At 71.2% G+C, this 21,493-nt stretch carries 21 protein-coding genes; 10 read left to right on the top strand and 11 right to left on the bottom strand.

All coding sequences use genetic code 11. The annotated features are described in order from the left end of the window. Positions 1-106: 106 nt before the first annotated feature. The 4 genes from ABZU32_RS32245 to ABZU32_RS32230 all read right to left on the bottom strand — a co-directional run bounded on the left by ABZU32_RS32245 (position 107) and on the right by ABZU32_RS32230 (position 3,449). A complete protein-coding gene (locus ABZU32_RS32245) occupies positions 107-1,192 on the bottom strand; it encodes a Zn-dependent alcohol dehydrogenase (protein WP_354847009.1) in 1,086 nt (361 codons plus the stop codon). A gap of 23 nt (positions 1,193-1,215) precedes the next feature. Then, positions 1,216-1,410 carry a ferredoxin gene (locus ABZU32_RS32240; protein WP_354847011.1) on the bottom strand — a complete coding sequence of 65 codons (195 nt, stop codon included), beginning with the start codon at positions 1,408-1,410 and terminating at the stop codon, positions 1,216-1,218. 39 nt (positions 1,411-1,449) lie between these two features. Further along, positions 1,450-1,926 (bottom strand): pyridoxamine 5'-phosphate oxidase family protein, encoded by a 477-nt coding sequence (locus tag ABZU32_RS32235; RefSeq protein ID WP_354928084.1) that lies wholly within the window; start codon positions 1,924-1,926, stop codon positions 1,450-1,452. An 86-nt stretch (positions 1,927-2,012) separates the two neighbouring features. Then, positions 2,013-3,449, bottom strand: a complete 1,437-nt coding sequence (locus tag ABZU32_RS32230; protein WP_354928081.1) for an ATP-binding protein — start codon at positions 3,447-3,449, stop codon at positions 2,013-2,015. 231 nt (positions 3,450-3,680) lie between these two features. Between ABZU32_RS32230 and ABZU32_RS32225 the strand changes: the two genes are divergently transcribed. Next, complete coding sequence (locus tag ABZU32_RS32225) at positions 3,681-4,109, top strand: MEKHLA domain-containing protein (RefSeq protein WP_354928078.1); 429 nt, start codon at positions 3,681-3,683, stop codon at positions 4,107-4,109. A 332-nt stretch (positions 4,110-4,441) separates the two neighbouring features. Next, positions 4,442-5,086, top strand: coding sequence for a class I SAM-dependent methyltransferase (locus ABZU32_RS32220; protein ID WP_354847036.1), 645 nt, complete (start codon positions 4,442-4,444; stop codon positions 5,084-5,086). Between the two features lie 113 nt (positions 5,087-5,199). On the opposite strand, the gene ABZU32_RS32215 is transcribed toward ABZU32_RS32220, so the two are convergent. From ABZU32_RS32215 to ABZU32_RS32195, 5 genes are all read right to left on the bottom strand, one after another. Next, entirely contained in the window at positions 5,200-5,853 is a 654-nt protein-coding gene (locus ABZU32_RS32215; protein WP_354928075.1) for an SRPBCC family protein, read from the bottom strand. Next, a complete protein-coding gene (locus ABZU32_RS32210) occupies positions 5,850-6,221 on the bottom strand; it encodes a metalloregulator ArsR/SmtB family transcription factor (RefSeq protein WP_354928072.1) in 372 nt (123 codons plus the stop codon). The genes ABZU32_RS32215 and ABZU32_RS32210 overlap by 4 nt, the downstream gene beginning before the upstream one ends. Before the next feature lie 357 nt (positions 6,222-6,578). After that, entirely contained in the window at positions 6,579-7,670 is a 1,092-nt protein-coding gene (locus ABZU32_RS32205) for a prenyltransferase (RefSeq protein ID WP_354847045.1), read from the bottom strand. Next, positions 7,667-8,380, bottom strand: coding sequence for a methyltransferase domain-containing protein (locus ABZU32_RS32200; RefSeq protein ID WP_354928069.1), 714 nt, complete (start codon positions 8,378-8,380; stop codon positions 7,667-7,669). The genes ABZU32_RS32205 and ABZU32_RS32200 overlap by 4 nt, the downstream gene beginning before the upstream one ends. Further along, a complete protein-coding gene (locus ABZU32_RS32195; protein WP_354928066.1) occupies positions 8,381-9,655 on the bottom strand; it encodes a glycosyltransferase family 4 protein in 1,275 nt (424 codons plus the stop codon). A gap of 320 nt (positions 9,656-9,975) precedes the next feature. On the opposite strand from ABZU32_RS32195, the gene ABZU32_RS32190 reads away from it, so the two are divergent. Next, positions 9,976-11,001, top strand: a complete 1,026-nt coding sequence (locus ABZU32_RS32190) for a GDP-mannose 4,6-dehydratase (protein WP_354847053.1) — start codon at positions 9,976-9,978, stop codon at positions 10,999-11,001. 132 nt (positions 11,002-11,133) lie between these two features. Here the strand turns inward: ABZU32_RS32190 and ABZU32_RS32185 are convergent, their stop codons facing one another. Continuing rightward, positions 11,134-12,600, bottom strand: a complete 1,467-nt coding sequence (locus tag ABZU32_RS32185) for a mannosyltransferase family protein (protein WP_354928063.1) — start codon at positions 12,598-12,600, stop codon at positions 11,134-11,136. Between the two features lie 340 nt (positions 12,601-12,940). After that, positions 12,941-14,143, bottom strand: coding sequence for a cytochrome P450 (locus ABZU32_RS32180; protein WP_354928060.1), 1,203 nt, complete (start codon positions 14,141-14,143; stop codon positions 12,941-12,943). Positions 14,144-14,426: 283 nt separating this feature from the next. On the opposite strand from ABZU32_RS32180, the gene ABZU32_RS32175 reads away from it, so the two are divergent. The 7 genes from ABZU32_RS32175 (at position 14,427) to ABZU32_RS32145 (ending at position 21,467) form a co-directional block, all read left to right on the top strand. After that, positions 14,427-15,305: a fumarylacetoacetate hydrolase family protein gene (locus tag ABZU32_RS32175; RefSeq protein ID WP_354928056.1), complete on the top strand. Its 879-nt coding sequence runs from the start codon at positions 14,427-14,429 to the stop codon at positions 15,303-15,305. Further along, positions 15,302-16,615 carry an L-fuconate dehydratase gene (locus ABZU32_RS32170; protein ID WP_354847063.1) on the top strand — a complete coding sequence of 438 codons (1,314 nt, stop codon included), beginning with the start codon at positions 15,302-15,304 and terminating at the stop codon, positions 16,613-16,615. Before ABZU32_RS32175 ends, ABZU32_RS32170 begins: the two co-directional genes overlap by 4 nt. Further along, on the top strand, positions 16,612-17,358 hold the full coding sequence (locus ABZU32_RS32165; RefSeq protein WP_354847066.1) for an SDR family oxidoreductase: 747 nt from the start codon (positions 16,612-16,614) through the stop codon (positions 17,356-17,358). The genes ABZU32_RS32170 and ABZU32_RS32165 overlap by 4 nt, the downstream gene beginning before the upstream one ends. A 185-nt stretch (positions 17,359-17,543) precedes the next feature. Continuing rightward, positions 17,544-18,611: a sugar ABC transporter substrate-binding protein gene (locus ABZU32_RS32160; protein ID WP_354928054.1), complete on the top strand. Its 1,068-nt coding sequence runs from the start codon at positions 17,544-17,546 to the stop codon at positions 18,609-18,611. Then, positions 18,608-20,110 (top strand): sugar ABC transporter ATP-binding protein, encoded by a 1,503-nt coding sequence (locus tag ABZU32_RS32155; RefSeq protein ID WP_354928051.1) that lies wholly within the window; start codon positions 18,608-18,610, stop codon positions 20,108-20,110. Before ABZU32_RS32160 ends, ABZU32_RS32155 begins: the two co-directional genes overlap by 4 nt. Continuing rightward, positions 20,107-21,150 (top strand): ABC transporter permease, encoded by a 1,044-nt coding sequence (locus ABZU32_RS32150; protein WP_354928048.1) that lies wholly within the window; start codon positions 20,107-20,109, stop codon positions 21,148-21,150. The genes ABZU32_RS32155 and ABZU32_RS32150 overlap by 4 nt, the downstream gene beginning before the upstream one ends. Next, a complete protein-coding gene (locus tag ABZU32_RS32145; protein ID WP_354928045.1) occupies positions 21,147-21,467 on the top strand; it encodes an L-rhamnose mutarotase in 321 nt (106 codons plus the stop codon). The genes ABZU32_RS32150 and ABZU32_RS32145 overlap by 4 nt, the downstream gene beginning before the upstream one ends. Positions 21,468-21,493: the final 26 nt, after the last annotated feature.

The raw sequence follows: 21,493 nt of genomic DNA, 5'->3' as shown, positions 1-21,493 counted from the left end.
CCCGCCACCCGCCGCCTTCCCCGCCGCCTCCTCCTCCCCCGCCCCCCCCCCCGGGCCCCCCCGTCGGCGGCGCCCCGGGCGGGCGCCCCCGCCGAGGGGGAGGGGATCAGTCGAAGACGACGATCTGGCGGAGCACCTCGCCGGACCGCAGGGCGGCGACGGCGTCGTTGAGGTCGGCGAGCTTGATCCGCGAACTGATCATGCTCTCCAGGTCGAGCTTCCCGGCCTTCCACAACTCGGCGAAGAACGGGAAGTCGTGGCGCACGTCGCTGCCCCCGTACAGCGAGCTGAGCAGGTTCTTGCCCTCGAACAGCAGGCTGAACGCCGACAGCGGCACCGTGTCGTCCATGGCGCCGGCCCCGACCACGATGACGTCCCCGCCCCGGCGGGTGGCCTGCCAGGCCGACATGATCGACGCCGACTTGCCGACCACCTCGAAGCCGTAGTCGAACCCGCGTCCCCCTGTCAGCTCACCGATGGCGCCCATGAGCTGGTCGGGGGTGCAGGCGTGCGTCGCGCCGACCTTCTTGGCCAGGGCGTGCTTGGACTCGAGCGGGTCCACCGCCAGGATCGTCGTCGCGCCCGACACCCGGGCCCCCTGGATGACCGACAGGCCCACGCCGCCGCACCCGATCACGGCCACGCTGGAGCCGGGACGGACCTTCGCGGTGTTGATCGCCGCGCCGACGCCCGTGGTGATGCCGCAGCCGATCAGCGCCGCCACCTCGTACGGCACCTCCGGGTCGACCTTGATCGCGCCCTGCCAGGGGACGACGATCTCCTCGGCCCACGTGCCACAGCCGGCCATGCCGAACGCGGAGCTCTCGCCGCCGTAGCGGAACCGCGCCAGCGTGAAGCTCTCCATGACGTAGGTCATGCACAGGTACGGCTGGCCGACCAGGCAGTTGGGGCAGGTGCCGCAGGCCGGCGTCCAGTTGATGATCACGTGGTCGCCGGGCTGGACGGTGGTGACGTGGTCCCCGACCTCCACGACCTCGCCCGCGCCCTCGTGTCCCGGGATCACCGGCAGGGGCATCGGCAGCACGCCGGTCAGCACCGACAGGTCCGAGTGGCAGACGCCGGTGGCCTTGATCCTCACCCGGACGTCCGTCGGCCCCACCGGGGTGAGGGTGAAGTCGTCGCGGATGTCGAGTTTGTCGTCACCGACGGCGTGCAGCAGGGCGGCTCGCATGGGGGACCTCCTTGAGGTTCGGCCTACTCGTCCTCGAGGGAGAGCGCGGCCTTGGGACAGGATCGGACCGCGTGGCGCACGCGGTCGAGCATCTCCGGCGGGGGCTCGGGGAGCAGAACGTGCAGATTGTCGTCGTCGTCCACTTCGAAGACCTCGGGGGCCAGTCCCATGCAGACCGCGTTGGCCTCGCAGACGTCGTAGTCGACCTTGATTTTCATCGGAGCCTTCCTCGCAATACGGACCCTTCACAGCCGAGATTAGGCCGTGGCGGGCGCCGAAAGCTTGCGATGGTCCCAGGAAACCACCCGGGTCGGCTCGACGATGTAGGCGACGCGCTTGCGGCCGGTGTGCTCGACGTACCCGCGAAGCTCCGCAGTCACGTCGGCGTCGGTCAGTCCTGTCATGCGCTTGGTGATGTCCATGCCGATGTCCAGGACGGCCTCCGGCTCGGTGACCAGGCGCGTCGTGCCGTACAGCAGGACGCCCCGCAGCTCGGCGTAGTCGTCGCCGGCCTCGACCAGGCAGCTCACGCGGGGATCGCGGGCGAGGTTGCGCGTCTTCTGGGCCTTGCCGTAGGTCCAGAACGTCAGCCGGTCCTCGGTGAGCCCGTAGAACATCGTCACCATGTGCGGCGTCCCGTCCGCGTTGATCGTCCCGAGCTGGAACTTCCGCGACTCCCGCAGGAACGCCTCCACCTCGTCATCGGACATCACTATGCGAGCACGCTGGTTCACCCAGGAAGTAGAACACGTTCCACCGCACCCGACAAGAGCCCGACGGAACATTGTTCGGATCGCCCGCCGGCCATCCTCAGCGGTGCCTACCTCCATGCCGCGACGACGTCGTCCGGCCCCCACACCAGGTCCAGGCCCAGCCCGGAAACGACCCCCGACAGGGACACCGCGACGAGCCCGCCCGAGTCGTGGCCGGGGATCTGGGCGGCGGACTCACGAAGCCGGTGCAGGTCATGGGCGTCGAAGGCCGTGCCCAGCCACTTGATCGAACCGGCGAAGCGCACATGACGTGCGACCGGCGCCCGGTCGGCGCCCACGAGGTCCACCTCCGGGTCGAAGCGCCGGTTCCACCACCCCCCCACCGCCTCCACGTCGTCCCAGGGGAGGCGCTCGGCCGCGGCGGCCATCGTCAGCGCCTCCCGGATCACCGGCTCGACCGCGCGACCGCGCAGTGAGGACCAGCGGCGTTCGACGAGCTTGACCGCGGCGTCCAACTGGCCACGTCGCGACCTCTCCGCGGCGGCGCGCAGAACTCCGAGATACAGGCGCAGGTTGTGATCGGCCACCCGGTAGAGGGGGGGCTTGCCCGGCTGCGTCGACAAGGGCTCCTCAACGGCCAGAACCCGCTTCTCTTCGGTCAGGCGGCGCAGGAGGGGGGAAACGGAGCCGGAGGCCAGAGCGCCCTGGCGTCCCCCGGCCGTCGCCGCGATGTTCGCCTGTGTCCTTTCCCCGCTGCCCACCGCCTCCAGGACCCGGCGGGCCTGATCAGGCGTCGGGAACTCGGCGAGCAAGGACGCCTCGGGGACGTTGAAGAGCGGGGAGGCCGGATCGGCGCACTCCTGCCGGATGAACTCCAGGGCGGGGGTGCCGTGCGGCCAGGCACGGAGGATGCCTGGCAGGCCACCGGAGGTGAGATAGGCATCGATGGCGTCGCCGCCGCTCAGCCCGAGCGCGTCGGCGGTCTCGGCGGGGTTCAGCGGCCCGAGGACCATGGCGTCCGCCCGGCCGAAGAACGGACGGTCGTAGGCGGTGAAGCGCTCCATCATGTGCAGATCGCTGCCGAGCAGCAGCAACAGGACCGGCCGGTCGCTCAGCAGCCTGTCCCACGCCGTCTGTAGGGCGCCGTCGAACAACTCGTCCTGCTCGGCCAGCCACGGCACCTCGTCGATCACCACGACCGACGGGTGATCGGGAAGCGTCGTGGAAAGGATGCGGAACGCGTCGGGCCAGTTGCCGGCGCCCGCCTGGGGCACGGCCTCCGGCCGGGAGGGCAACGGGGACTCGCGCAGTTCGGCGCAGAAGGCGTCGACGGACTCGACCGGAGACATGCCCTTGGTGGCGGTGAAGAAGAAGTAGGGCACCTGCGCGCGATCGCAGAACTCCTGCACCAGCCGTGATTTGCCGACCTGGCGGCGCCCCCGGATCGCGACCGCGGCCCCGGCGCCCGTGGCCCGTACGCGCTCCAGTCGCTTCCCCAGAGCTCCCAGCTCCGCCCCGCGCCCGACGAACGCCGTCCTCGGCATGCTGCTCCTATGTAGACGCCATCTACGTAGATGCACCCTACCTTGAGGACGCCCTGGCTGGTGGGAGTGCGATGGGGGCTGCCTCCTCGGCCATACGCCCGAGCCTGAGAGCACACCGGCAAGCCGGCGGCGGTTGAGCCGGCGGCCGCCGACGGCGGTCTCACCGCCTGGGGACGCTTCCCTATGCCCTACCATTTGCACCGGAAATGCACCAAAAGAACGGTTTGTCCGGTGAACTCCCACTTCTTCGACCTGCTGGCGAGCTGTCACCTGCGCTTGGTCGGCACCCCGCTGGTAGGCCCCGAGACCACGGCGCGCTGGTTGTACGAGGACGCGCCCTTCGGGGTGCTGGCACACGACGCGGGGGACGACCCCCGCTTCACCTATGCGAACCTCGCCGCCCAGCGATGCTTCGAATACGACTGGGAGGAGTTCGTCGGCATGCCCTCCCGCCTCTCGGCGGAACCCGACCGGCGGGAGGACCGCCAGTGGCTCCTGGACGCCGTCCACCGTGACGGCTTCGCGACCGGTTACCGGGGGCGGCGCATCGCCAAGTCAGGACGCCGGTTCTGGATCGAGAACGTGACGATGTGGAACCTGGTGGAAGACGGAGTCCTCGTCGGCCAGGCGGCGTCCTTCCAGCACTGCCAAGACGCCTGACACCCGCCCCGGTGAACCTGCGCGGCGTCGCGTCCCGTCGAGTGGGCCGCCCGCCTGACGACCGCTACGGCGGGCCCGGCGGCGTCGCATTCCCGTCGAGCGGAGCGTGTGGGCCCCGCTCGTCGCGCCGCGACCCCCCCGCCTCCGGTGGTGATCATCGCGGTGCCGGCCTCGGCCATGACCGGCACAGGATGCGCCCCACCCCGCACCCGAGGGAGGTTCACTGGAACATTATTCGGTGGGGTTTGGGTGAGGAAGGGGGGCACCTTTCAGGCGGCTGCGGTGTTGATAGATAGGGTGCATCCGCATTGGCCGCACAAAGAGGAAAAATCATGACTCACGTGTCCATGCCGGCGGACCTGCGTCACGTGGCCGAGCGCGCGAAGGGCTTCATGCCCTCCAACGAGGGCCAGGCCCTCTTCGAGACCGCGTACACGTACGGATCCCTCGGTCCCATCTGCGAGATCGGCACCTACTGCGGCAAGTCGGCCATCTACCTCGGCGCCGCCGCCCGGCAGGTCGGGTCGGTCGTCTTCACCGTCGACCACCACCGCGGCTCGGAGGAGATCCAGCCCGGCTGGGCCCACCACGACCCCACCCTGATGGACCCGCGGTTCGGGAAGATGGACTCCCTGCCCTTCTTCCGGGCGGCCATCGCCAAGGCCGGGCTGGAGGAGGAGGTCATCGCCGTCGTGGGACGGTCGGAGACGGTGGCCCGTTACTGGAACACCCGCCTGGCGATGCTGTTCATCGACGGAGGGCACTCCGAGGGGCCGGTGACCAGCGACTACGAGGGCTGGGCGCCGCACGTCATGGTAGGTGGGGCCCTGGTGTTCCACGACATCTACCCCGACCCCGCCGACGGCGGCCAGGCTCCGCTCCGCGTCTTCGAGCGCGCGCTGGCCTCCGGCGACTTCAAGGAGGTCGCGGCCGAAGGCTCGCTGCGCGTGCTCCAGCGCGTCGGCTTCTCCGCCTGACGATCAGGACGAACAGGACGGAGAGGCGACGAGGTGGCGGCGTCAGCGCCCTCCCGCGCCACGGACGGACTCCCGTGCGCTGAGTTCAGGACGTCGGTGACCGACGCCTGAGGTCAGGACTCGGCGGGGGCGTCGGGAGCGGGGGCGCCGGTGTAGGCGGCCGTGGTGCGCGCGGCCGCGGCGCGGGCCTTGGCCTCGTCGGTGCCGGCGGCGATGTCCGCGTCGGCCCAGCGGTCGCTGCTGAGCGCCGTGAAGGTCTTGCCCTCCTCGGAGGCCGCCCAGGCCGCTCCGGCCGCGAGGTCCACGGGCTGCCCGGTGGACAGGTGCAGGGCCAGGCCCACCAGGCCCATGTCCCAGCCGATGCCGACCGCGCCGGGGCCGAACTGCTCCCAGTGGTCTTCGGGCAGGGCGATGTGCTCCAGCTCGAACCGGGCGCGGCCGTCGCCCTCGGGGGTCAGGCGGACCTCGATCCAGCTCACGTTGCCGCCGAACTCCCAGGTGGCCGAGAAGCCCTTCGGCGGGTCGCAGCGTTCGACGACGCCGCCCGCGTTGCCCTCGAACTGGTAGCGGCCGTGCAGGCGCAGGTCGCCGGAGACGGGCAGGAACCACCGGGCGATGCGCTCGGGATCGGTGCAGGCCTCCCAGAGGTCTTCGACGGTGGTGTCGTAGGTCTGGCCGATGGTGACGGTGACGGCCTCGCCGGCTTCGAGCACGCGGGTGCCGACCTGCCGCCGGACGGCGTTGATCTGCTGGTTGACGTCGATCATTGGGTATCCCCTTGCCTTGGTGCCTCGCTTGGGTCGCTGAGCCGGCGTTCGCGCTTGCCGCGGGCCAGCTCTGTCGCCAGCGCGTCCAGATGCGGAGTCCAGTAGCGCCGGAAGCGTTCGAGCCATGCGTCGATGTCGCGAAGCGGGTCGAGGTTGACCGCATAGAGGCGGCGGGCGCCCTCGGGGCGCACCGTCGCGAACCCGCCGTCGCGCAGCACCCGCAGGTGTTGTGAGACGGCCGGCTGCGAGATGCCGAACTCTTCCTGGATGACCGCGCTCACCGCGCCGGAGGTCTTCTCTCCGTCGGCGAGCAGCAGTTCCAGGATCCTGCGGCGCACCGGGTCGCCGAGCACATCGAACGCATGCACGAGTAATGTGTATCAGCCACGCCTTATATAAGGCAAGTCTTCTATGCTTCCCGTCGCTGACGGACGAGCCAGGGGAAACCATCTGGGTACGCTGCCCACGAAACGCTCACCGGGCGGGGCGCCGTGACCGGTGCCGGCATCGCCGTACCACGACCCGCCGACCCGGCGCCGATCACATCCGGCACACGGGCGGGGTGGAGAGCCGCGCCCTGCGCGCGTAGGTGGTCACCGCACCGGGGTCCTGTGCCGGGGATCCGTCGGCCACTTCTCATGTGATTCCACCGCGTCGAAGGCGGAAGGACCACCGTCCGACCTCGCCTGTCGAGGCCACCGACTTGGTGGGCGAACTCCGGCGGGTCAGGTGCGGCTGGAGGCGGGGGAGCAGCCGCAGGCGTCGGGGTCGATCACCGGGACGGCGAAGCGGCCCGCGTCGCGGAACAGGGAGGACGCCGGTGTGGCGCCCGAGAGGGCGTCGGCGGCCAGGACGACCGCGGCGGCGGTGTAGGCGGACTGCTCGTGCGGGAACCATGCCCCGTTCACGAACTGCCAGCCGGTCCAGTAGGAGCCGTTGTCGTGCCGCAGGTGCTGCATGTCCCGGTAGACGGCGAGGGCCCGCTCCCGTTCGCCGGCCGCGTCCAGCGCGAGCGCCAGCTCGCACGACTCGGCTCCGGTCACCCACGGCTGGTCGGACACGCACCGGATGCCGAGGCCGGGGACGACGAAGGTGTCCCACTCCTCCTCCAGCCGCACCAGCGCGTCGGTCCCGCGCACCGCGCCGCCCAGCACGGGGTAGTACCAGTCCATCGAGAAGCGGCTCTTGTCGGCGAACGCCTCGGGGTGGGCGGCCAGCACGTGCCCGAGCCGGTCGGCGGCCAGCTCCCAGTCGGGCTGGGGGTCGCCCAGGTGCTCGCCGAGCAGCACGCCGCAGCGCAGTCCCTGGTAGATCGACGAGCACCCGGTCAGCAGGGCGTACTGCGCGGGGACGCCGGCGGCCGAGCGCTCCCAGACGATCTCCCCGCGGGCCGTCTGCAGGCCGACGACGAAGTCCAGCGCCTTCCTGACGACCGGCCACATCGCGCGGGCGAAGTGCTCGTCCCCGGTGACCAGCAGCTCGTGGCGCACGCCCACGGCGAGGTACGCGGCGTGGTTGCTCTCGCCGTTCGCCTCGGCGGCCGCGCCGCGCACCATCTTCATCGGCCATGAGCCGTCGTCGCGCTGGCGCCGCGCCAGCCAGTCGTAGCCCTTCCTGGCCTCGGCGGTGAGCCCGGCGGCGCTCATGGCCATCAGGCACTCGACGTGGTTCCAGGCGTCGACGTGCCCTTCGGGCCACGGCACGCCGCCGTCGGGCTGCTGGACGGCGGCGATGCTGCGCGCGGTCGCGAGGACCTGTTCCGCGGTGATGATGCCCGGTACCGCCGGGACGGCGCCCGTCGAGACCGGTTCGGTCATGCCGGCTTCCGGACGTAGACCACCACGCTCTTGCCGATCAGGGGGTTGAGCAGGGACTCGGCGACCCGGGTCAGCGGCGGGCGCTTCATGATGTCCCACACGAGCAGCTCGTGGTAGGCCTTGGCCAGCGGGTGGTCGTCGTCGTTCACGCCGACCGCGCACTTGATCCACCAGTACGGCGAGTGCAGGCCGTGGGCGTGGTGGTGCGGGCCCACCACGAAGCCCGTCGACTTGAGCTTGGCGGTGAGCTCGGCCAGCGTGTAGATGCGGACGTGGCCGCCGGGCGCGGTGTGGTAGTCCTCCGACAGCGCCCAGCAGATGCGCTCGGGCAGGAAGCTCGGCACGGTGATCGCCGCCCGGCCGCCCGGCTTGAGCACCCGCAGGATCTCGCGCATCGCCGTCATGTCGTCGGGGATGTGCTCCAGCACCTCGGCCGCGATCACCCGGTCGAAGGAGGCGTCCGGGAAGGGCATGGCGAGCGCGTCGCCGGTCACCGTCTCGGCGGTGGCCTCGGCGGGCACCTCGCCGGCCTTGTCCATGGCGGCGAACATGTTCGCGACGCCTTCCAGCTCGGCCGCGTCCTGGTCGAAGGCCACCACGTCGGCGCCGCGGCGCAGCACCTCGAAGGCGTGGCGGCCGCCGCCGCAGCCGAGGTCCAGCACCCGTACCCCGGGTCCGACCGGAAGCTTGCCGAAGTCGACGGTCAGCACTTACCGCTCCCCTTTCCTGCGGGCCTCGATGGCCTCGTGATAGGCCTCGACGGTCCGCTTGGCGACCACGTGCCAGGTGTAGCGCTCCATCACCCGGTCGTATCCGGCCCGGCCGACCCGCTCGCGCTCCTGCGGCGAGTCGTGCAGGCGGCGCAGCACCGCGGCCAGCTCCTCGGGGTCGCCGGGGGCGACCTGGACGGCGGCGTCCCCGACCACCTCGGGCAGCGCGCCCGTGCGGCTGGCGACCAGCGGGGTCGCGCAGGCCATGTGCTCGACGGCGGGCAGCGAGAAGCCCTCGTAGAGGGACGGCACCACCGAGATCTCGGAGGTTGCGATCAGCTCGCCGAGCTCGTCGTCGCTGATGCCGTGCACGAACCGCACCCGGTCGCCGAGCGCGAGTTCCTGGACGAGCTTCTCGGTGGGCCCGCCGGGCGTCGGCCTGCTGACCACCGTCAGGTTGACGTCACGTTCGGTGGCGAGCTTGGCGACCGCGCGCAGCAGGGTGGCGACGCCCTTCATGGGCGAGTCGGCGCTGGCCACGGCGACGATCGATCCCTTGCGCCTGGGCAGGTGCGGGCGCGGGTGGAAGTACCGGGTGTCGACGCCGAGCGGGATGAGCCGCATGCTGCTCTGCGGGACGTTGAAGTCGCGGTGGATGTCGGCCAGGCTCGACTCGCTGACCGTGAGGATCGGCTTCAGGCGGGGCGCGACGATGCTCTGCATGCGCACGAAGCCGTACCAGCGGCGCATGGAGAGCTGCTTGCGCAGCGGCGCGGCCTCCAGTTCGATGCGCCGGTCGACGCTGATCGGGTGGTGGATGGTGCCGACGACCGGGAAGAGCTTCTGGATGCCGAGCACGCCGTAGCCGAGCGTCTGGTTGTCCTGGACGACGTCGAAGTCGCCGCGGCGCTTCTTCAGCTCGCGCAGCGCGCGCAGGCTGAAGGTCAGCGGCTCGGGGAAGCCGGCGGTCCACATCGTGGCGACCTCGAGCACGTCGATCCAGTCGCGGTACTCGTCGAGGGCGGGGGTGCGGAAGGGGTCCTCGTCGCGGTACAGGTCGAGGCTAGGCACCTTGGTGAGCACGACGCCCTCATCCAGCTCCGGGTAGGGCGGGCCGGAGAAGACCTCGACGTAGTGTCCGAGCGCGACCAGCTCGCGGCTGAGGTGGCGCAGGTAGACGCCCTGGCCGCCGCAGGTGGGCTTGCTCCGGTACGACAGGAGGGCGACCCGCAGCCTGCCCGGTTCCCGCTCCCGCTGGTCGTCTGGAACCTCCACGGACACCCCTTTCGAGAGCGGTGCTCGGCGGTCGCCGCCCGGGCACACCACAAAGCCGATCTTAGCCGCGAAGCCTACCATCTAGGTGTGAACCAGCACCTAATGTGGAATTAGGCCCCAATCGGCTCTCACACCTCACGAGCTGGGACGTTAGAGTTACCGAACGTCACTCGGTAGAACCTGTTCTACCGAGGTGGAGGGGCAGCGCCTCGGCGGCCCATGGCGCTCGACGCACCCCTTGGCGGTACATTCGCGTCTTACAGCTCACAGTTCGGGTGAGGCCGCGCAAGCCGCCGAGCCCGGAGAACAAGGAGGACCCGTTGGCCAGGCGTGCGCTGATCACTGGCATCACCGGGCAGGACGGCTCCTACCTCGCCGAGCATCTGCTCGACCAGGGCTACGACGTCTGGGGCCTGGTGCGCGGCCAGGCCAACCCGCGGGTCTCGCGCGTGCGCCGGCTGCTGCAGGACGTCCAGCTCGTCCGGGGGGACCTGCTCGACCAGGGTTCGCTGATCAGCGCGGTGGAGCGCGTCCAGCCCGACGAGGTCTACAACCTGGGCGCCATCTCGTTCGTGCCGATGTCCTGGGAGCAGGCCGAACTGACGGCCGAGGTGACCGGCATGGGCGTGCTGCGCATGCTGGAGGCGATCAGGGTCTGCTCGGGCATCACCTCCTCGCGCGCCTCCGGTTCAGGCCAGATCCGGTTCTACCAGGCGTCCTCGTCGGAGATGTTCGGCCAGGTGCGCGAGACCCCGCAGAACGAGCGCACGCCGTTCCACCCGCGCTCTCCCTACGGCGTGGCCAAGGCGTACGGGCACTTCCTCACCCAGAACTACCGCGAGTCCTACGGCATGTTCGCCGTCTCCGGCATCCTGTTCAACCACGAGTCCCCGCGGCGCGGCGCCGAGTTCGTCACGCGCAAGGTGACGCTGGGCGTCGCGCGGATCAAGCTCGGCCTGGCCTCGGAGCTGCGGCTGGGCAACCTCGAGGCCCGCCGCGACTGGGGGTTCGCCGGGGACTACGTCCAGGCCATGCGGCTGATGCTGCGGGCCGGCACCCCGGAGGACTACGTCATCGGCACCGGCCGCACGCACTCGGTGCGCGAACTGGTCGTCGCGGCGTTCGAGGCGGCGCAGCTCGACTGGGAGCGCTACGTGGTCGCCGACCGGACGCTGCACCGGCCCGCCGAGGTGGACCTGCTGTGCGCCGACCCCAAGAAGGCCCGCGTCCAGCTCGGCTGGGAGCCCGCGGTGACCTTCGAGGAGCTGGTCACGATGATGGTCGAGTCCGACGTCCGGCTGCTGTCGCAGGGCGCCGACCCCGAGCAGGACTCCTCCTGGCCCTGAGCCGACCCCGAGCAGGACTCCTCCTGGCCCTGAGCCGACCGGCGCGGCCGATCCCGGGCCGGCCCGTCCTGGGCCGATCGGCGCCACCGGCCGCGCCGATCGGCCGATCGGCCGATCAGCCGATCGGGGCGTTCAGCCGATCCACGCGCCCGTGGTGAAGTTGCCGACGTTGATCGCCATGACGGGCAGCATGACCGCCATGACCGTCCAGAAGAGCCATGGTCGCTTCACGCCCGCCCAGCCGAGCGCCAGCCACAGCGGGAACCAGGTGAGCGACGCCCGCCCGATGGACAGGTAGAACGACGACAGGGTCAGAAACGACAGCACCTGCGGCACCATGTACGCCAGATCCGGCCAGCGGCGGCGCACCGCCAGCCAGACCGCCAGGGCCAGCAGCACCGCCGCGGCGGCGATCTCCTCGTAGTAGGAGGTGGTCAGCGAGGGGACGTCGTCGGACATGTTCCAGGTGTTGAGGAACGCCTCCCACGGCCACACGGTGTGCCGGCCCCAGTACTGCGCCTGGACGCTGTTGTAGGCCAGCGGGTCGCCGGTGCGCGTCCAGTGGTACAGGGTGTAGAGGGCCACCGGGACGGCGGGCAGCGCCAGCCAGGGCCACGCGCGCCGGTTCTCGGGCGCCTTGCGGCCGTTGGCGGCCACCAGGTACATGACCACCAGGCCGACGGCCAGGAACAGCCCGGAGATGCGGACCGCCGCGGCCGCCGCCGCGCACAGGGCCGCGTCCTCCCAGCGGCCCTTGCGGGCCAGCAGCCACGCCGGGAAGGCCAGCGCCAGGAACAGGGACTCGGAGTAGCCGGTGAACAGGAAGGCGGCGAAGGGGCTGAGGAACAGGGCGCCCACGGCGAACGGGCCGCTGCCCTTGAGCATGTGCTCGGCCAGCCGCGACAGCGCCACGGCGGCGACCGCGCTGGCCACCAGCGAGATCAGCACCGTGGCCAGGCGGCCGTCGTGCACGATGGGCTTCAGCAGCCTGATCAGCAGCGCCATGCCGGGGAAGAACGCGGGCAGCTTGGCGCTGTCCTGCATGCCGGGCGGGCCGTCGTAGCCGTAGTCGGCGATGGCGATGAAGTTCTCGGCGTCCCAGCGGGTGAGCCGGTTGATGAAGGGGTCGGTGGTGCGCCCCGGGGCGGCCAGGTAGGCGTAGATCAGGAAGCCGACGTGCGAGCACAGCCAGATGAGCAGCGCCTTGCGTTCGGTCGCGTCGGTGACGAATCGCGGCGGCCACCACCGCCTCTGGACGGCCGTCCCGCCGTCTCCCGTGTCGTCCTCCTGCTGGTGCTCGTCCGCGCGTCCGCCGGCGGCCGTGCCGTTCGCGCGTCCGCCGGCCCCCGCCTCGTCCTCGGCGACGGTCTCGACCTCGTCTCGGGCGAGCGTCACGGACCCGTCGGCGCCGGCCGTCTCGGGCACGCGCTCGCGGGCGGCCTCGGGCGGAGGCGCGGGGGCCTTCTCGGGCACGGGCTCGGCGACCGTCTCGGGCGCGGTGCCGGTGTCCCGCGGGGTCACGGGGGCCGGTTCGGGCCCGGACGCGGCGGCGGGCAGGGACGCGGTCCGGACCGGCTCGCGTGGTGGGGTGCGTTCCATCACCAGGACACCCTGATATATCCGACAAATTCCTGACAAGCGATTACGCGTCATCCGTCATGCGCGGAGAGAGAACGAACCATCCGACCTGGGGTGACGCCCGGCCGTTCCGGCGGCCACCACGCCCCCCGGGAGCGCGGCGCGAAACTTTCACGGCCGTGCCGGGCGTCCGCGGGCGTCCCCGCGGCGGTGAGAGCGGTGCCGAGGGCAGGGGAGAGGGGCCGCGGACGTCACCTGTGCACGTACGTCCAGCCTGCATGGAAAGCGGTACGCCCGCCTCGCTCGGCGGGTGCCGAGGAGGCGGGCGTACCACTCGGAGGCGGAGAACCGGCCCGGCCGGTCAGATCTGGACGGGAAGGCTCTTGATGCCGTTGATGAAGTACGACCGCAGGCGCTTGGCCTCGCCGGCCGGGCGCAGGTCGGGCATGCGCTGCGCCAGCACCTCGAACAGCACCCGCAGCTCCAGCTTGGCCAGGTGGTTGCCCAGGCAGAAGTGGGCGCCGCCGCCGCCGAAGCCGATGTGCGGGTTCGGGTCGCGGCCGATGTCGAAGCCGCCCGGAGCGGCGAAGACGTCCTCGTCGCGGTTGGCCGAGGAGTAGAACACCACGACCTTGTCGCCCTCCTTGACCTGCTTGCCGTGCAGGGTGGTGTCGCGGGTGGCGGTGCGGCGGAACAGGTTGACCGGCGAGACCCAGCGGACGATCTCGTCGGCCGCGGTGCGGGCGAGGGACGGGTCGCGGACCAGCCGCTCCCACTGCTCGGGGTGCTCGAACAGGGCGAGCATGCCGCCCGACGCCGCGTTGCGGGTGGTCTCGTTGCCCGCGACGACCAGCAGCAGGACGAACAGGTCGAACTCGTCCTCGCTCAGCGACTCGCCGTCGTCGCCCGGCTGGAGCAGCTTGGTGACGATGTCGTCGCGCGGCTCCTCGCGGCGCCGGGCGGCGAGCTGGTTGGCGTAGGAGTAGACCTCCATCGCCGCCGCCTGGCCCTCCTCGGGGCTGGTGGCGTAGTCGGGGTCCTGGCTGCCGATCATGCGGTTGGACCACTGGAACAGCTTGTCGCGGTCCTCGACCGGCGCGCCGAGCAGCTCGCAGATCACGTACAGGGGGAGCGGGGCCGCCACGTCGGTGACGAAGTCCACCTCGCCCTTGGCGGTCGCCTCGTCCACCAGGCCGTGGCAGATGTCGCGGATGTGGTCCTCCAGGATGCCGATCTGGCGCGGGGTGAAGCCGCGGTTGACCAGCGAGCGCCGGCGGGTGTGCTCCGGCGGGTCCTGGTTGAGCATCATCATCCGCTGGAGCTGGCGCTGCTCCTCGGCCATCTCGTTGAACAGGGCCAGGCTCCTGCTGGAGGAGAACACATCGGAACGGCGGGAGATGTGCACGACGTCCTCGTGCTTGGTGACGGCCCAGAAGCCCGGCCAGCCCGGCTCCTGCTCGCCCTCGTGCCAGAAGACCGGATCGTTGGCGCGCAGCCACCTGAGCTGCTCGTGCGGGACGCCGGAGCGCGCGTAGTGGTCCTGGTCGACGAGGTTGATGTCCATATGACCGCCCGGGGGAGTTGATCAAGCGCTTGGTCGGCAGGTTTTCTGAAACGTGTTCTATTACGGCCGCCGGAGCCCGTCAAGGCACGCCAGGATGGGAATACCCTGCCGGGCCGCCGTACCACCACGTCCAGGGGTCAGGTTACGAGATGGTGAAAGCACTGTCGCGATGACGGCACAGCCATCGGATGAATAGGCGGACAGCCTCGCCAACCCTCTTGACGTGCGCGCATCTCCGCGTAGTCTTCTTTTCCAACACATCCGATGAATATGGGGGAGACGCGTGAAGCTGCTGCGAGTCGGACCGCCCGGAGAGGAACGGCCCGCCGTCCTGGACGACGCCGGCCGCCCGCGTGACCTGCGCGGCGTCCTCGGGCAGGGCGTCGACTTCGACGGGGACTTCTTCGCCTCGGGCCGGATCGAACGTGTGGCGATCGCCCTGCGGGCCGGCGAACTGCCGCCGCTCGACGAGGAGGCCGCGCCGGGGACCACGGAGGGCCGCGTCGGGGCGCCGATCGCCCGTCCGGGCAAGGTCGTCTGCGTCGGCCTCAACTACCGCGACCACGCCGAGGAGACCGGGGCGGCCATCCCCGGCGAGCCGATCATCTTCATGAAGGCCCCCAACACCGTCGTCGGGCCCGAGGACCAGGTCCTCATCCCGCGCGGCAGCGTGAAGACCGACTGGGAGGTCGAGCTGGGCGTCGTCATCGGCAGGACCGCCCGCTACCTCGGCACCCACGAGGAGGCGCTGGCCTGCGTCGCCGGCTACGCCGTCTCCAACGACGTCTCCGAGCGGGAGTTCCAGCTCGAGCGCGGCGGTCAGTGGGACAAGGGCAAGTCGTGCGAGACGTTCAACCCGCTCGGCCCCTGGCTGGTCACCGCCGACGAGGTGCCCGACCCGCAGAGCCTCGGCCTGCGGCTGTGGGTCAACGGCGAGGCCCGGCAGGACGGCAGCACCGCGAACATGATCTTCGGAGTGGCCGAGATCGTCCGCTACCTCAGCCAGTTCATGGTCCTGGAGCCCGGCGACCTGATCAACACCGGCACGCCCGCCGGCGTCGCCCTCGGCATGCCCGGCCAGCCGTACCTGGTCAAGGGCGACGTGGTCGAGCTGGAGATCGACGGCCTGGGCCGCCAGCGCCAGACGGTGGGTCAGGCATGAGCCGCGCACCGCTGATCATCGCCCTGGAGACCCACGACATCCGGTTCCCCACCTCCCAGGAGCTGGACGGGTCCGACGCGATGAACCCCGACCCCGACTACTCCGCCGCCTACGTGGTCCTGCGGACCGACGGCGGCGTCGACGGCCACGGCTTCGCCTTCACCATCGGCCGGGGCAACGACGTGCAGACCGCCGCCATCGCCGCCCTGGAGCCGTTCGTCGTGGGCCGCCGCCCCGACGACCTCGGCGCCCTGTACAAGGAGATGGTGCACGACTCCCAGCTTCGCTGGCTCGGCCCGGAGAAGGGCGTCATGCACATGGCGATCTCCGCGGTCGTCAACGCGCTGTGGGACCTCAAGGCCAAGCTGGAGGGCAAGCCGCTCTGGCAACTGCTGAGCGAGATGTCCCCCGAGGAGCTCGTCGACCTGGTCGACTTCCGCTACCTCAGCGACGCGCTCACCCCCGGCGAGGCACTGGAGATTTTGCGCCGCGCCGAGCCGGGCCGCGCCGAGCGCGCCGCCGACCTGCGGGCCAACGGCTACGCCGCCTACACCACCTCCCCGGGGTGGCTCGGCTACGACGACGACAAGCTGCGCCGCCTGTGCCGCGAGGCGATCGCCGCCGGCTTCACCCAGATCAAGCTCAAGGTCGGCGCCGACCTCGACGACGACCTGCGCCGCATGCGCATCGCCCGCGAGGTCTGCGGCCCCGGCTTCCGCATCGCGATCGACGCCAACCAGCGCTGGGACGTGGGCGCGGCCATCACCTGGGTGAACGCGCTCAGGGAGTACGACCCGTACTGGATCGAGGAGCCCACCAGCCCCGACGACGTGCTCGGCCACGCCACCGTCGCCCGGGCCCTGGCGCCGATCAAGGTGGCCACCGGCGAGCACGTGCAGAACCGCGTGGTCTTCAAGCAGATGCTCCAGGCCGGTTCGATGTCGATCGTGCAACTCGACTCCGCCCGCGTCGGCGGGGTGAACGAGAACATCGCGATCCTGCTGCTCGCCGCCAAGTTCGGCGTGCCCGTCTGCCCGCACGCCGGCGGCGTCGGCCTGTGCGAGCTGGTGCAGCACCTGGCCATGTTCGACTACGTGGCGGTCAGCGGCAGCCGGCAGGACCGGGTGATCGAGTACGTCGACCACCTGCACGAGCACTTCGTCGACCCCGTGGTGGTCAAGAACGGCCGCTACCAGGCGCCGGACGCGCCCGGGTTCAGCGCCGCCATGCGCCCGGAGTCGATCTCCGCCCACACTTTCCCCGGCGGGCGCGTCTGGGCCGGCGGCGACGTCGAGGAGGGGGCCGCATGAGCGAGCTGGAAGGGCTGTCCGCGCTGGTCACCGGCGGCGGCTCGGGCATCGGCCTGGCGACCGCCGAGCTGCTCGCCGAGCGCGGCGCCCGGGTGGCCTGCCTGGACCTCGACCCGCCGGGCGAGCCGTTCGTCGGCGTCAAGGCCGACGTCACCGACGACGCCGCGGTCCGCTCCGCCGTCGCGGCGGCGGCCGGACGGCTCGGCGGCATCGACATCCTGGTCAACAACGCCGGCATCGGCGCGGCCGGGACGGTCGAGTCCAACCCCGACGAGGAGTGGTTCCGCGTCCTCGACGTCAACCTCCTCGGCATCGTCCGGGTCACCAGGGCGGCGCTGCCGCACCTGCGCGCGTCCGCCCACGCGGCCATCGTCAACACCTGTTCGATCGCGGCCACGGCCGGACTGCCCGACCGCGCGCTCTACAGCGCGTCCAAGGGCGCGATCCTGTCGCTGACGCTGGCCATGGCCGCCGACCACATCGGCGAGGGCATTCGCGTCAACTGCGTCAACCCGGGCACCGCCGACACCCCCTGGGTGCAGCGGCTGCTCGCCGTGGCGCCGGACCCGCAGGCCGAACGCCGCGCGCTGGAGGCCCGTCAGCCGATGGGCCGGCTGGTCAGCGCCCAGGAGGTCGCCGCGGCCATCGCCTACCTCGCCGGCCCGCTGGCGTCGAGCACGACGGGCACCGTGCTCGACGTGGACGGCGGCATGCACGGCCTGCGGCTGCGTCCCAAGACCTAGCCTTCAGGTCCCCACCTCCCCAGGCCCGCCGCTCCTCACGCTCCTCACCTCCCCGGAGGCCCACCGCGCCGCCCCTACGTCCCCGGGGCGGCCCCGACGTCCCGCACCCGCCCTCCCGGGGCGCCGCGCCCTCATACCGAGGCGCCCCGCAACCCCCCGCATTTCCCGTTGAATCGAGGCGACAAGTGACAATACGATCCTCGGCCACCTACGGTGTGGCACTTCTCGCGGCGACCATGACCCTCGCCGCGTGCGGGTCGTCGACGCCGTCCAGCCCCTCGTCCTCGGCCGGGGGCGGTTCGACCGCCGCCGCCGGGGGCGGCAAGGTCGGCATCGACTTCCCGCGCGCCGACACCGACTTCTGGAACTCCTACAACAAGTACGTCCCGCAGATGGCGAGCCAGCTCGGCATCGACCTGATGCCGCCGACCAACTCGCAGAACGACATCGCCAAGCTGGTGGCCAACACCCAGGCGCTGGTGAGCCAGGGCGCGAAGGCCATCGTGATGGCCCCGCAGGACACCGGCGCGATCGCCACCACCCTCGACCAGCTCGCCGGGAAGAACATTCCGGTCGTCACCGTGGACACCCGGCCCGACAAGGGCAAGACTTTCATGGTGGTCCGCGCCGACAACCGCGCCTATGGCGAGAAGGCCTGCAAGTTCCTCGGCGACCAGCTCAAGGGCAAGGGCAAGGTCGTGGAGTTCCAGGGCTCGCTGTCGTCGGTCAACGGCCGCGACCGCTCCGAGGCGTTCGGCGCGTGCATGAAGTCCAACTACCCCGGCATCACGGTCTTCGCCGAGCCCACCGAGTGGGAGGGCCCCAAGGCCTCGGCCGCGCTGCAGACCCGGCTCACCCAGCACCCCGACATCAACGGCATCTACATGCAGGCGGGCGGCGCCTTCCTCGCGCCCACCCTCCAGCTGCTGAAGTCCAAGAACCTGGTGGTGCCGCCGACCGACCCCAAGCACATCTTCATCGTCTCCAACGACGGCATCCCGCAGGAGTTCCAGGCCATCCGGGACGGGCAGATCGACGCCACCGTCTCCCAGCCCGCCGACCTGTACGCCAAGTGGGCGCTCTTCTACGCCAAGGCGGCACTGGAGGGCAAGACCTTCGCGCCGGGCCAGACCGACCACGACAGCACGATCGTCGACGTCGGCGGCGGTCGTCTGGAGGACCAGCTCGCCGCGCCGCTGGTCACCAAGGACAACGTGGACGACCCCAATCTCTGGGGCAACCAGGTCAAATGATGTCGTCATCCGCCACCCCGGCCGTCGAGGCCCGTAACATCACCAAACGGTACGGGCCGACGACGGCGCTCGACGACGCGGGCATCGTCATCGCCGAGGGAGAGACGCACGCCCTGGTCGGCCGCAACGGCGCCGGCAAGTCGACGCTGGTGTCCATCCTGACCGGGCTCCAGCGCCCCGACGCGGGCGAGGTCCGCTTCGCCGGCCGGCAGGCCCCGCCGGTCGCCGACCGCGACGGCTGGCGCCGCAACGTCGCCTGCGTGTACCAGAAGTCCACGATCATCCCGACGCTCACCGTCGCGGAGAACCTGTTCCTCAACCGCCAGTCGGCCCGCGGCCCGATCAACTGGCGGACGCTGCGGGCACGGGCGCACGAGGTGCTGGAGCAGTACGGGGTGGCGGTCGACGCCGGGCGCCTGGCCGGCGATCTCAACGTCGAGCAGCGCCAGTTGCTGGAGATCGCCCGGGCGCTGTCGTTCGGCGCCCGGTTCATCATCCTGGACGAGCCGACCGCGCAGCTCGACGGCCCGGCGATCGAGCGGCTGTTCGACCGCATGCGGTCGCTGCGCGAGCAGGGCGTCACGATGATGTTCATCTCCCACCACCTGGAGGAGGTGTACCGGGTGTGCCAGTCGGTCACGGTCTTCCGCGACGCCCGGCACGTCCTCACCAGCGCGGTGGACGACCTCCCGCACGACGAGCTGGTCGCCGCGATGACCGGCGAGGCCGCGGCCGGCTACCAGGCCAGGGCGCGAGCGGCGGACGCCGGCGCGCCGGCCGTGCTGAGCGCCGAGAAGCTCACGCTGGCCGGCCGCTACCAGGACGTCGACCTCACCGTGCGCGCCGGGGAGATCGTCGGGGTGGCCGGGTCGGGCAGCAGCGGCAAGGTGAGCCTGGCCGAGACGCTCGTCGGCCTGCTCGCCGCCGACAGCGGCACGGTGACCGTCAACGGCGCCCGGCCCCGGCCGGGGGACGTCGCCTCGGCGCTGCGCGCCGGGCTCGGCTTCGTCCCGAAGGACCGGCACAAGGAGGGCTTCGTGCCGCTGCTGTCGATCGCCGAGAACGCCACTCTGCCGATCGCGCACAAGCTCGGCCGCCTCGGCGCGGTGTCCCCGGCTCGGCGCCGCGCCAAGGCCGAGAAGATGATCGAGGATCTCACCATCAAGACGACCGGGCCCTCCCAGCCGGTCGGCGACCTGTCGGGCGGCAACGCCCAGAAGGTCGTCATGGCGCGGGCGCTCGCCGACGACCCCAGGGCGCTGGTCGTGATCGACCCGACCGCCGGGGTGGACGTGCGGGCCAAGCAGGCGCTGCTCGGAGCCGTGGAGGACGCGGCCGAGCGCGGCGCGGCGGCCGTGCTCGTCTCCGACGAGCTGGACGACCTGCGCATCTGCGACCGGGTCGTCGTGATGTTCCATGGACGCATCGTCAAGGAAGTGCCACGGGGCTGGGCGGACGCCGAGCTCGTGGCGGTCATGGAAGGTGTCGACGCACGATGACGGAAACGACCGTGGCCTCCCCCGGCAGCCCCGGCGAGTCCCCGCGCACGGAGGCGGGCACGCCGCGGGGCCCGGCGAGGGTGCCGCTCGCGCGGTTCCGCGACCTCGCCCTAGTGCCGGCCATCCTGCTGCTGATGGTCGTCGGCGCACTGCTGGAGCCGGCCTTCCTCAGCGCCGACAACCTGACCAACGTGCTCCAGCAGCAGACCGAGCTGTCGCTGCTCGTGCTCGCCGAGGCGATCATCCTGATCGCCGGGAAGTTCGACCTGTCGCTGGAGTCCACCGTGGGCCTCGCGCCCGCGCTCGGCGTCGGGCTGGTCATCCCGGCCGCCTCCAACGGGCTCGGCACCGAATGGCCGACGTGGCTGGGCGTGCCGATCTGCCTGCTGATCGGCGTGCTCGTCGGGGCGTTCAACGGCATGCTGATCATGCGGTTCAAGCTGTCGGCGTTCATCGTGACGCTCGGCATGCTGATCGTGCTGCGCGGCCTGCAGATCGGCTTCACCGGCGGCCAGAACCTCTTCGCGCTGCCCGAGTCGTTCCTGTACCTCGGCAACGCCCGCTGGCTCGGCCTGCCGGCCTCCATCTGGATCTGCGTGGTCGCCTACGCCGTCGGCATCGTCGCGCTCGGGTACTTCCGGCACGGGCGCTCGATCTACGCGATCGGCGGCAACGTCGACGCGGCCCGCGCCGCGGGCGTGCGCACCGACCGGGTCCTGTGGACGGTGTTCATGATCGGCGGCCTGCTGGCCGCGCTGGCGGGCCTGCTCATGACCGGCCGGCTCGGGTCGGTGGCGGCCGCCCAGGGCGATGGCATGATCTTCACGGTGTTCGCGGCCGCGGTCATCGGCGGGGTCAGCCTCGACGGCGGCAAGGGCACGCTGTTCGGCGCGCTGTGCGGGGTGCTCGTCCTCGGACTGATCAACAACATCCTCACGCTGGCGGGCGTCTCCGCGCAGTGGATCCAGGCGATCTACGGAGGCATCATCCTCATCGCGTTGATGCTCGCCCGGGTGACCAGCGGAAAGGCACAAGATTGACCCAGCGCATCGCCCTGCGCACCCGGCCGCGCCCGGGGGCCGAGGAGGCCTACGACAGGGAGCACGCCACGATCCCGGCCGACCTGGAGGCCCAGATGCGCGCGGCGGGCGTGCACACCTGGAAGATCTGGCGCGACGGCCTCGACCTGTTCCACTACATCGAGGCGGACGACTACGCGGCCCTGCAGGACAGGCTGCGCCTCAGCGAGGCCGACCTGGCCTGGCAACGCCGGATGAACCGCCTGCTGGACGGGGACTTCGACCCCTCGGCCACGGGTATGCGCATGGTCTGGCAGATGGAGGCGCCGGCTCCTTGAGCCGGCGGCGACCGACGAAGGAGAAG

Origin of the sequence: Sphaerisporangium sp. NPDC005288, from assembly GCF_040607475.1 — a bacterium.
Taxonomy (GTDB): Bacteria; Actinomycetota; Actinomycetes; order Streptosporangiales; family Streptosporangiaceae; genus Sphaerisporangium; species Sphaerisporangium rhizosphaerae.
This window is presented reverse-complemented; position numbering and strand designations above follow the sequence as displayed.